An 11,180-nucleotide genomic window follows, 5' to 3' on the forward strand; every position below is an offset into this window, starting at 1 on the left:
ACATCACGCTGAAGAACATGAATTTCACCAATGCCGGCACCGACGATCTCGATGCCGACAATTCGGGGCTTTCGACTGGTGACAACCTCACGACCAACGCGGCCATCCACCTTCAAAACGTCTCTACGGCGACGCTGGACCGGATCGCCATTTCGGGCGGCGCCGAGCAAGGCATCAACGGCAATACCGTTTCGAACTTCACGCTCAGCAACAGCAGCATATCGAATGCGGGCAATGGAGCGGACGAAGATGGCATCCATTTCTACAACATGTCCGGCACCAGCGCGGTCACCAACACCACGATCACAGGCAGCGGCGACGACAACTTCCAGCTGCAGACCCAGTCCGGCACGCTCGCGCTGACGATTTCAGGCGGCAGCTCGACTGGCGCCGTGCTTGGCAGCGGGTATCTGTTCGGCATCCGTGGAACGTCGAACGCCACGATCAACTTCTCGGGTGCCAATTCGAGCAACAACTTCAGCGGTGGCATCGTCGCCGATGCATTCGACAACTCCACAATGAACCTGAACGTCATCAACAGCACTTCGAGCAGCAACAACGATCAGCTGTCCGTCAGCGCCGGGGACAACAGCGATGTGAGCCTCGTCGCCACCGGCAACACGCTGAGCAGCACGGCGGCGGGCGACTTCGTCGTGGTGAGCCTGCTCGGGTCGGCGTTCGACAACGGCTTTACTTTTGACGCTCGAATTGAAAGCAATACCATCACGGTCGCAAACGGGCTGACAGCGGATGGCATATCCGTATTCAATGCCGGCGGCGGCGCCATGCGGGTCGGAATCAAAAACAACTCCATCGACTATGCCGGTACGCAACGTGCTATCCTTGTCCAGGCCGGACAGGACGGCGCCGGCAGCATCCTGGCCCAGATAACCGGCAACGCGATTGACATCAAACTGGATGGGACCGGAGATGCGGCTGCTGGCATTCTCGTCCAGTCAGCCGTCACGGACCCGGAGGGAAATGGTGCATCCGTCGATCTGAGCATAGGCGGCGCCGGCGCGCTCGCGAACATCTTTACGCATTCGCTTGGCGGCACCATGGCGGCTGGTGACATCCGGGTACGTCAGCGCAACAACGGGACGATCAACCTTAGCGGCTATGCTGGGGGCGCCATGGATACTGCTGCCGTGATCGCTTATCTGAACGGCCGCAATACAGTTGTTTCTGCATCTACCGCGACGGCGCAAACGAGCGGATTTACCGGGCTTGCCACGCCGCCGTTCCCATGATGGCTACGTTGATGAGGTAGAAAGGCCACCATTTGGTGCGACGATCTACAACCTTGGGTACACACTGCCTTCCTGCGCCTCTTGTTATTTAAATACTGTCTATTATTTTATAATAGTACTTGGTTTGTTAGAAACCCAAGTAGACTTCTATGTCGTTCCGTGTATTCTTCTGATATCTAATGAGGGCGCGAGACATGGCCGAGCCATTTCTATCGGAAATCAGGATTATGTCCTTTGTCTTCCCGCCCAAGGGTTGGGCGCTCTGTAACGGGCAGCTTTTGCCGATCAACCAGAACCAGGCGCTATTTTCACTGCTCGGAACCACTTTCGGCGGTGACGGCCAAGTCAATTTCGCGCTGCCCGATTATAGGGGACGTATCCCGATCCACGTTGGGAGCGGTCACACACTAGGCGAGCGCGGTGGCGAGCAAAGCCATACGCTGTCGATTTCCGAAATACCGACACACGTTCACTTTGCGCAGGCAAGCACAAACACCGGTAGCAGCCAGGATGGTGCGGGGAACGTTTTGGGGGTGGTTCCGGGGCGGCTGTATAGCGATTTCGCGAACGTGACGACGCTGAGCCCGAGCACAATTACCAGTGTCGGCGGCAGTCAGGCACATCTCAACATGCAGCCGTTCCTGACGCTGAGCTTCTGCATTGCCCTGCAGGGCATTTTCCCTTCGCCGAATTAAGGAGGCGCGATCATGGCACAGCCTTATGTTGGTGAGATACGCATGTTTGCCGGCAATTTCGCGCCGGCCGGCTGGATGTTCTGCGAGGGACAGCTTCTGCCGATCTCGGAGAACGAGACACTGTTCCAGCTGATTGGCACGACCTATGGCGGCGATGGCCAGAGCACCTTCGCGCTGCCCGACCTGCGAGGCCGTGTTCCGCTCCATCAGGGCAGCGGCTTCATCCTTGCGGAGACGGGAGGCATAGAGGAAGTCAATCTGACAATTTCCCAGATTCCGTCACACAGCCATCCGATGGTCGCGTCCCTGAGCATTGGTCAAGATACCAGTCCCAGCGGGAAGGTCGTTGCACAGATTGGCGGTGGCGCCTTGCCCTACATCCAGGACACGACCGATACCGACATGGCCCAGCAGGCTGTAACAGCCGTTGGCGGCAGCCAGCCGCACAACAATTTCCAGCCGTATCTTTGCATCAGCTTTATCATTTCACTTTTCGGCATCTTTCCGTCGCCGACCTGAGAGGGACATCATGGCTGACCCGTTCGTCGCCGAAATCCGAATCTTCCCCTTTTATTTCGCGCCCAGGGGCTGGGCGTGGTGCGACGGGCAGTTGCTGCCGCTGTCGCAGAACACGGCATTGTTCTCGTTGCTGGGCACGACCTATGGCGGCAATGGCAAAAGCAATTTTGCCTTGCCCGACCTTCAGGGCCGCTTGCCGATGCACCCGGGGCAAGGACCAGGGCTTTCGCTGCACGATCTCGGCGAGACCGACGGTACGGAAACGGTAAGCCTGCTCGAATCGGAGATTCCTAACCACACCCACGCAATGCGCGACCATGACATCGACCTGGGCGAACTCAATGCGCCGTCCTCGACGCGAAGCCTGGCCAAATCCACCAACGCAACAATCTATACCCCGGCGGCCAACCTGACGCAGATGAGCCCTCAAGCGCTCCCCCCTGCCGGCGGCGACCAGCCGCACAACAACATGCAGCCCTATCTCACCTGCTATTTCTGCATCGCGCTGCAGGGCGTCTTCCCGCCAAGAAGCTGAATTCCGAACCGAAAGGGCAGGACCGTACGATGGCCAAGAACGCAGAACCGAAGTCGAAGGTCCCCGCAGCGAAGACGCCGGCGCCGAAAGCGGCTTCCAGGGCCCGCCCGGCGCCGTCCAGCCCTCCACCCATTTTCCAGCACAAGCCGGCCGGCACGTCGTTTTTCGAACTGTCGCGGCTGATGGTGGTGGGGATCGATTCCGCCAAGGGGCAGTTGATCCAGAAGGCGCAGCTTTCGCCGAACGGGCCATGGCCCTCGGCCTGGTCGTTCATCGCGCCCGGCGCCTGGGTGATCATGACGGCGGGCCTCACCAAGGACGGCCGTGTCGCCGTGGTCGCGCAGCCATCGGGAACCACCAATCTGTCCTTCATCACCGAAGACGCCAACCAGATCGGCCCGGTCGAGAAATGGACCGCGCCGATGAGCATCGGCACGCCGCCCGGCGCCACCTCCTATCAGAAGCTTTCGATGGCGCGCGATGCCGATGGCCGCATCGAGGTCTTCGTCACCGACAATCAGGGCCGCATCTGGTGGATCTACCAGAATCCGGACCAGATCGTGCAGGTGCAGAAAACCATCACGCCGCCCGGCACGACGACACCGATCGTCGTCACCGTCGACGTGCTGACGCCGCCGGCCAAACCGTGGAGCGACTGGATCCAGATCCCCGGCGGCCTGGTGACGGTTTCGGCGATACGCCAGGGTGACGGCCGCATCGCGCTGTTCGGCATCAATTCGAACCTGCATCTCTATCGCTGCCAGCAGGCGAAGGCGCAGGCCTTGAAGGCCGCCGACTGGACGGGTTGGGTGCAGATCGACACGACCCAGACAGGTGGCTTCATCGAGATGGCGCCGGTCATCGGCCCGCTGGGCGCCACCAATTTGTTCGCCCTGACCCAGAACGGCCAGGTGCTGCACACGCGCCAGATGCCCGCCGGATCGGATACGTGGACGCAGTGGGCGACACCCGGCTACTCCAGGGCGCCCAACCAGGCGCTTGCCGCCGGCATCCAGGGCGACGGCGATATCGTGCTGGTCGCGGCCGACCAGCAGCACTTCCTCCAATTCAACGCGCAATGGGATGCCTATACCCAGAACTGGTCGGGATGGCGCGATTTCGGCGCATCCCTTCGCTCGACGCGCCTGACGCTCAACTACAATGCCGACGGCCGGCTCGCTTTGTTCAGCCTGGCGCTCATGCCGGACGGCACCAACGGGCTGTGGACGATCAACCAGATGGGCGTCGACAGTTCCGAATGGGAGTATAACTGGACGTCGCTGACCGACAATAATCTCAAGCAGATCGTCGTCGTGCGCGACCTGACGCCGCCGGTCTGACGGTTGATTTCCGGCAGCGTGGCGGAAGGCAAGCAGGCCCGTCCGGTCTGGCCCCGGTCTGACACGGCCGGGCTCCGCTTTCGTGCGGCAGTGGAGGCGGACTTGCCGTTCCTGTCGCGGCTCTATGCCTCGACCCGCTTCGAAGAACTCGCGGTGACGTCGTGGAGCGAGGCGCAGAAGGCCGAATTCCTCGGCATGCAGTTCCAGGCCCAGCACGCGCATTACCGAAAACACTATCCCGAGGCCGATTGGCTGGTGGTGGAACGCGATAGCGACGACATCGGCCGCCTCTATATCGAGCGCTGGCCAACCCAGCACCGCATCATCGACATCGCCTTCCTGCCGCATCATCGCCGCAAGGGTTACGGCACCGCGCTGCTCTGCGACCTCATCGACGAGGCATGGTTAGCCGGCAAATCAGCGTCGATCCATGTCGAGAAGCACAATCCGGCGAGACGGCTTTATGTCGCGCTCGGCTTCGCGGTCGTCGAGGACAAGGGCGTTTATGACCTGATGGCGTGTGCGCCGCCGGGGGGCGACGATCTATGATCGTCGGAACCGATTTGTTGGCAGATGCGATCATTGTCTATGGTCATCGTTTGCGCTGCCCCTCACCTGCCTGCCGGCATCCTCTCCCCGTATAGTGACGGGGAGAGGGACGCTTTCATCGCGGATTTCGCCAATCTCCAGCGTTGCAAGAAAGGCGCCGGCGTCGCAGCCAGCCACTCTCGCCCCGTTTACGGGGAGAGATGTCCGGCAGGACAGTGAGGGGCGGCGCCGGCGGCAAGGATTGTCGCATCAGGCCCTGTCACGATGCGATAGGCCTGCGTGCAGCCCAAAACAGGGTCCTAATTGAACACCGCCTCGTACAGCCGCCCCGTCGCATCGGCGGCGACCGGCACGATGAAGATCTCGTGGCTGCCGCTTTCCCCCGTGAAAAGAGAGGTCGCCTGCGGCAGTGCGATGTCGCGCGGGCCTTTGAACAGCAGCGAGAAGCCGCCGCCCGGGCGCGGGCTGGCGGCGATGGGCTTGACCGCGCTGAGTTCGAGCGGGATCTGCCGGCCGCCGGCTTCGATGGTGAAGGTTTGTCCCTGCTCGAAATCCGACACCGACGCCATTCCGTTTCCCTCAATCTGTCCGCCGGAGCGGTTCAGCGTTCGGATCGCTGATCCGATCCGGCTTTTGTTTCTTCGCAATCGCCAGGGGAAAACCGCTCCACACTTTTCCTGGATTTGCTCCAGCGGAGGCACTGTCGCCGCTTCGCCGCAAGCTGTCCAGAGGCGGGCAGGCTGGCGGTCGTGTTCCCAAGGCAATCGGCCGCCGCAATCCCAAAATACAGCACCGCCTGTCCTTTTATGCGCGCAAGAGACGCTGTAGTACTTTGTTCCTGCGCGGGATTCCTTTCGACCCAAGATCAGCGCAAACAAGCATAGATCCCGGCTTCGGGACCATTGGCAGCCTGATGGGCGTGCGGGAGACGGATGATGGCTGATGCAAAGACGGAAGTGACGGGCGACGCGATGCCGCTGTTCTATTCGAGGCCCGAGGCGCTCAACCCGGCGCGGCACGGCTCGCTGGGCCTGACCGCGCGCAGCGATTTCGGCTTCGCCCGCTCGGCGCACGCCATTCCGGTGGTGGCGTCGGAAATGCCGGCGGCGATGCGCTCCTACCCAATCGTCTTCATCGGCCCGGGCAAGGCGCCGGTGATCATCACCGGCGTGCGTCAGAACGAGAACCTGTTCGTCGGTGCCGAAGGCAAATGGACCGCGCCGCACTACATCCCCGCCTATGTCCGCCGCTATCCCTTCATCCTTGCCGAAGACCCGACATCGGCCGGCCGGCTGACGCTGTGCGTCGAACGGGCCAGCGACCGCATCGTCGACCAGTTGCTGGCGCCGTCCCGCGATGACAAGATCCTGCCGTTCTTCACCGGCAACGAGCCAACCGAAGCGACCAAACAGGCGCTCGCCTTCTGCAATCAGTTCCAGATCGACTTCCGAGCCACCCGCGAGATGGTCGAAAAGATCGATGCGCACGGCCTGTTTTCGCCACGCCAGAGCAAGGTGACGCTGGAAGGCGGCGAGGTGCTCAACCTCACCGATTTCCAGGTGATCGACGAGCCGGCCTTCAACAAATTGAGCGACGAGGCGTTTCTCGACCTGCGCAAATCAGGCGCGCTCGGCCTGCTCTATTGCCATCTCGCCTCGACCAACAGCTGGACCTCGCTGGTGCATCAGGCGTCGCTGCGGAAGGCGGGGCGGCCAGCGAGCTGATTTCACCCTGGCACGCACCAGATTGATCGTGACAACAGCGCAAGTGATTAACTTGAGGACACAGTGATAGTTCCGTCTTCAGGGCCGCTTACGATGGTCTCCTCGAAGTAATTATTTGTGATCCGAACATAGTATTCTCCAGTCAGAGCGCCGGATTCCGCTTTAAGCTTAAAGTTAATTGTTGTTGTGTCTTCGATGTTAGTGTCGTTGTCGTTGATCAATAAACATGAGGCTATGTCTGAAGTGTCAGCATAAATAAAGTCGATTACCAAGTACTCTGTGTCGTTAAACCAGCCACGGTCCGGGGAGACCGTCACGCTCACAGTAATCGGCTCTCCGGCTCTTACAGCATTCCCTTCAGGTGTATCGACGCGCACTATATCTACTCTTGCCATGATCCATCTCCCTTTGGCATTCTCAAATGACAATCGGGAACGCTAGTCGAGATCGCCGCGCCCGTTGCGGTTCATTGCGCCACCGGACCGCCCCATCGCACCGCCAGACCTGCCCATGGCGCCGCCCGATCGCCCCATGGCACCACCAGATCTCCCCATTGCTCCACCCGACCGACCAAACGAATGCGGGTCCAGCTCTGCACCCAACAGAACATCTTCGAGCGTTCCCGTGTCGAGCTCCAGCCGCATTGTCAGGTCACTCTTGTCGTACACCCAGACCTGCATTCCGCGGGCAAATGAGCCTATCTGCGATGAAAGTCCGGTATAGGCAGGGTCGCTTGGACCGCGGCTCATGACCTTCAGATCGGTGTCCGCCGGAGCTGGATAATCAACCGCGGTGCCAGGCCCATGAACAAGAAGTATGGTCGGTCTGGCCAGCTCGTAGAACTGCGCCTCGAAGGTGAATGCATAGATCCTTGCCAGCAGGCTGCCGGAGGCGTCGATCTGGTTCTGCAGGAATCTGTTATTGCCAGGTCTTGGAGGCCGTCCCCCATCGATCCTCTTCTTCAGCTTCAAATCTTCAAGAACTCTACCGAACAAGTGTATGGCCGAGGTATTTAAAATGGTTTCAGTTATCATGGATCACCCCATCCTCTGCAATGTCGATCAAAGCTCGGCGCCACTTCTGGACATCCAATATTTCTCGAAATAGCTCATATCCGGGAGACGCACCTGATCCCGTGGACGAGCGGTTCGACCCTCATGAACATGGCTCTTTCGGTCTGGCTTCGTCAGGCGAGGCCCGGCACGGTAGCGAAAAATCCCTCTTCGGTCGAAATCCCGGAAGATGATGCTTGATAGTTCTCCTCCGGTCACACGGTCGTCGACCGCGAGCATCGTTCTCGCCATGTCACGATAGTCCAGGAAATCCGGGGCGAGAGCCCACAGCGTCTCGGCGAGATAGGTACCCACGATATCGCGCGCGTCGAGCAGCGCTTCGACGAAACCGTCTGGATTGCGCGTGAAATCGCGGTCAAAGACTTTCTGGAGCGGCGCCTCGGCGGTTGGGTAGATCTCGGCGAGGTCGGCAAGATCTTCGGCCTCCGGCGAAATCAGTCCTCGATCCACCAAGCTCTCGTGAAAGACATCGACCAGAATGTCGAAGACGGCACCCGTTAGAGGTTGCGACAAGGCATGCTCGTCGGTCCAGCCGTCCGCGAAATCGGCCATCGTCAGCTTGTTGTTGGCCTCGCGTATCTGGCGGTGCGGTGAAAATTCCGAAAAGCGAGAGAGTTGATTGGCGATGTAGAGGTTCCCGCGCGTCACCGTCAGAACGTTTTCGATCACGGATGGAAAATGCATGGCCGCGATCAACGAAACGCAGTCGGAAAAGGCCTCCTGAAAGCCCAGATATTCGGGGAACTCAGCTCCCGGCTTGGGTATGCCGAGGACGCTGTAGACGAACGCATGGCCAACCTCATGCGCGATAATATCGAAGTCGAGGCTGAAGGGGAGCGCGCGTCCGTCTTTCGTGAATTGGCTGCCGAGCTCGAGGAAGCCATAGCCGTATTGAGCGTTGTCCCAATCCGGCAGGATCGAGATTTCCAGACGGTCGTGGTGATCGTGGAAATGCCAGACGAGCGGTTGGCCGATGTAACGCTCCCAAACGTCGAGCGTGAAGCGCACGCATCCGAACGCGTGCGCTGCTTCGAAGCCGGGCGTCGAGGGCTGATAGTGATCGAAGTTGCCTTCCTCGTCGGGAATGGCCGGATCGAGGATAGCTCGCGTCCAGGGCGGCAGGGAGATGAAGGGCGTGCCCAACGGACCGTGGTTGACGCCATAGGGCCGCATCTTGTCGGCCGGCTCGACGACATACATACGATCGTCGGATGGGCCAGGTCCGACACTGCCTCGCGGGGAAGAAACCGTAATGATCTCGGGACTTGACGTAGGGTCTTCGAACGGAGGCTGAACGAACAACCTGAACCGGGTACCCATTCCCCACCTCTCGGTTATATTAGTTACGTAACATAATATCCGCGGGATGGCGAGGGCGTTGGTTTTTCGGGTAAATCTTCCTGAAGGCCGATTCTTGATTATCGGCGACAATTTGACTCAAGAACAATGCGTATCGCTACTGCAGCAGCTGGAGCAACTTCTGGTAGCGAGGATGACTGCGAACAGAGGCGAAATCGGAATCGTTCTTGAACCAGAGTCTCATCTCGGCGCCAGCCTGCGGCAGCCACGCTTCCAAAAGGTCGATCGAACGTTCGAACTCCCCCAGCAACGCATAGGTACAAGCTGCGTTGTATTGGACGTTGATATCGTTAGGGTCGATCGCCAGAGACCGGTCAAGCCACTTGGCCGCCCTATCGCGTTCACCAAGGAAGGCCAGCACGATAGCCCCTAGGCAGGCACAATTGGCGTTCTCGGGATGCAAACGGAGTTCCTCTTCAGCTCTCTCCAATGCGATTCGTGCATAAAGCTCCGCATCGTTCTGTTGGCCGAGAGTCCGAAAGACGTTCACCAGCATGACCGGTGCGCCGTAGTCGGACGGTTTGATTTCCATCGCGCGCATGAAGTACGTGGCGGCGAACTCGAACTGGCCGCCGGTTACGCAAAACTCGGCATAGTAACGATTGGCCTCGTGGCAATTGGCGTCGAGCGTAAGAGCCTGTTCGAACGCCGCCGCGGCCTCGGAACGGCGATCGGCGAGGGACAGGGCAAAGCCCCTGGCTGAATGCGCTTCGGCCAAATTCGCGTCCAGGGCCAGGGCCTTGTCCGCGGTCGCGAGAATGTCGTCCACATGGATCGGTGAGCCGTAGTTCGACTGAAGGCGTACGTCGCAGACCGCCAGACCTGCATAGGCACGGGCATATCCCGGATCGAGCTCAATGGCCCTGATATAGCTTTGTCTGGCCATCAGGTGGTTGGCTCTGGTCGCGATGTGGCTGTAATCGCGCCCTCGAAGGTAATGCGTATAGGCTTCCACATTGTCCGTCGGCGCCTGCTCGATAGCTTTCCTCTCCTCAGGCAGGAGCTTGACCCTGAGCTGCGCCACGACCGCTTTGGCGATTTCGTCCTGCACGGCGAAGATGTCGGTGAGGTCGCGGTCGTAGCGGGCAGCCCAAACGTGTCCGTCCGTGGCGCCCTCGATCAACTCGGCATTGATCCTGACCCGGTTTCCCGCCTTGCGGACGCTGCCCTCGACAATGTAGCCGACGCCAAGCTCCCTGGCGATGCGTTCCATCTTGTCGGTCCTGCCCTTGAACGCGAAGACTGTATTGCGGCTGAGCACGAACAGGCCGGAGACGTTCGAGAGGTCGGTTATGATGTCTTCAGTGATGCCATCGCTGAAATACTGCTGGTCGGGATCAGCGCTAAGATTGGCGAATGGCAGGATCGCCACCGACGGCTTGTCGGACCGCACCAGCGTCTGGACGGTTCTGGCCGCAACATGCGTCTCGACATAAGACACGCCCTGGTCCCAGTTGGCGAAGTAGACATGCACCTGCTGGGCAATGTTCTTGACGGTCCTGGTGCCCTGATCGGCGAAGTCGACGCCCAGCTTGTTGCCGACCGCATGGCGCACCGCTTCCGAGCAGGCAATGCCGCCGGGCATCGCGAGGCCCTGCAGCCGCACCGCAAGATTGACACCGTCGCCCTGGAAATCATCGCCGTCGACGATGATGTCGCCAAGGTTGATGCCCATGCGAAACTTGAAATGCCGGTCCTCGGGAATGCCGGCATTCCGCTCGGGCATGCCGCGCTGGATCTCGACCGCGCAGCGCGCCGCATTGATTACGCTGCCGAACTCGACCAGAAAGCCGTCACCCATCACCTTGAAGATGCGCCCGCCGTGCTTGGTGACGGTCGGATCGAAGAACTCCCGTCGATGCTGCCGAAGGAGATTGAGCGTGTGCTCTTCGTCGACCTCCATAAGACGGCTATAGCCGACCACATCCGCGGCCAGGATCGCCGCCAGCCGACGCTCAACATGCTCCTCGGACATGTCGTCTCCTGAAATCGCAGACAATTGTTCCGCCTGAGTTAGTTCTAGCTGATTTACCTGCTCGGCGCCAACGCCGCTGGAGGTCGCTCGCGCCCGATTCGCGGTCTCGGCCGTCAGGGTCGCGAAATGGAAGCGAAAGCCGTTGGCCGATTATCCATGGC

The 11,180-nt window shown here is 60.1% G+C and carries 12 protein-coding genes; 7 read left to right on the top strand and 5 right to left on the bottom strand.

Annotation, left to right across the window (positions count from 1 at the left end; all coding sequences use genetic code 11):
• From EN939_RS37935 to EN939_RS07910, 6 genes are all read left to right on the top strand, one after another.
• Positions 1-1,250 (top strand): beta strand repeat-containing protein (locus tag EN939_RS37935; RefSeq protein WP_164750911.1); only part of this gene is annotated, 1,250 nt, incomplete at its 5' end.
• Between the two features lie 194 nt (positions 1,251-1,444).
• Entirely contained in the window at positions 1,445-1,945 is a 501-nt protein-coding gene (locus EN939_RS07890) for a phage tail protein (RefSeq protein WP_127267580.1), read from the top strand.
• 12 nt (positions 1,946-1,957) lie between these two features.
• Positions 1,958-2,464: a phage tail protein gene (locus EN939_RS07895; protein ID WP_127267581.1), complete on the top strand. Its 507-nt coding sequence runs from the start codon at positions 1,958-1,960 to the stop codon at positions 2,462-2,464.
• A 10-nt stretch (positions 2,465-2,474) separates the two neighbouring features.
• Positions 2,475-2,999: a phage tail protein gene (locus EN939_RS07900; RefSeq protein ID WP_127267582.1), complete on the top strand. Its 525-nt coding sequence runs from the start codon at positions 2,475-2,477 to the stop codon at positions 2,997-2,999.
• Between the two features lie 29 nt (positions 3,000-3,028).
• On the top strand, positions 3,029-4,339 hold the full coding sequence (locus EN939_RS07905; protein WP_127267583.1) for a hypothetical protein: 1,311 nt from the start codon (positions 3,029-3,031) through the stop codon (positions 4,337-4,339).
• A gap of 18 nt (positions 4,340-4,357) precedes the next feature.
• Positions 4,358-4,888 (top strand): GNAT family N-acetyltransferase, encoded by a 531-nt coding sequence (locus tag EN939_RS07910; protein WP_256754981.1) that lies wholly within the window; start codon positions 4,358-4,360, stop codon positions 4,886-4,888.
• Positions 4,889-5,187: 299 nt separating this feature from the next.
• Here EN939_RS07910 and EN939_RS07920 read toward each other — a convergent pair whose 3' ends face one another.
• Positions 5,188-5,457, bottom strand: a complete 270-nt coding sequence (locus EN939_RS07920; protein WP_127267590.1) for a DUF6916 family protein — start codon at positions 5,455-5,457, stop codon at positions 5,188-5,190.
• Positions 5,458-5,823: 366 nt separating this feature from the next.
• On the opposite strand from EN939_RS07920, the gene EN939_RS07925 reads away from it, so the two are divergent.
• Entirely contained in the window at positions 5,824-6,612 is a 789-nt protein-coding gene (locus EN939_RS07925; RefSeq protein ID WP_127267585.1) for a SapC family protein, read from the top strand.
• A 47-nt stretch (positions 6,613-6,659) separates the two neighbouring features.
• Here the strand turns inward: EN939_RS07925 and EN939_RS07930 are convergent, their stop codons facing one another.
• The 4 genes from EN939_RS07930 to EN939_RS07945 all read right to left on the bottom strand — a co-directional run bounded on the left by EN939_RS07930 (position 6,660) and on the right by EN939_RS07945 (position 11,019).
• Positions 6,660-7,007 carry a hypothetical protein gene (locus EN939_RS07930; RefSeq protein WP_127267586.1) on the bottom strand — a complete coding sequence of 116 codons (348 nt, stop codon included), beginning with the start codon at positions 7,005-7,007 and terminating at the stop codon, positions 6,660-6,662.
• Positions 7,008-7,049: 42 nt separating this feature from the next.
• The gene (locus tag EN939_RS07935) at positions 7,050-7,646 is read right to left on the bottom strand and encodes a hypothetical protein (RefSeq protein WP_127267587.1); all 597 of its coding nucleotides are present in this window, start codon (positions 7,644-7,646) and stop codon (positions 7,050-7,052) included.
• Between the two features lie 27 nt (positions 7,647-7,673).
• Positions 7,674-9,005 (bottom strand): hypothetical protein, encoded by a 1,332-nt coding sequence (locus tag EN939_RS07940; protein WP_127267588.1) that lies wholly within the window; start codon positions 9,003-9,005, stop codon positions 7,674-7,676.
• A 136-nt stretch (positions 9,006-9,141) separates the two neighbouring features.
• On the bottom strand, positions 9,142-11,019 hold the full coding sequence (locus EN939_RS07945; RefSeq protein WP_127267589.1) for an adenylate/guanylate cyclase domain-containing protein: 1,878 nt from the start codon (positions 11,017-11,019) through the stop codon (positions 9,142-9,144).
• Between the last annotated feature and the right edge of the window lie 161 nt (positions 11,020-11,180).

Origin of the sequence: Mesorhizobium sp. M7A.F.Ca.CA.002.05.1.1 (genome assembly GCF_003998335.1) — a bacterium.
In the GTDB taxonomy this organism is placed as follows: Bacteria; Pseudomonadota; Alphaproteobacteria; order Rhizobiales; family Rhizobiaceae; genus Mesorhizobium.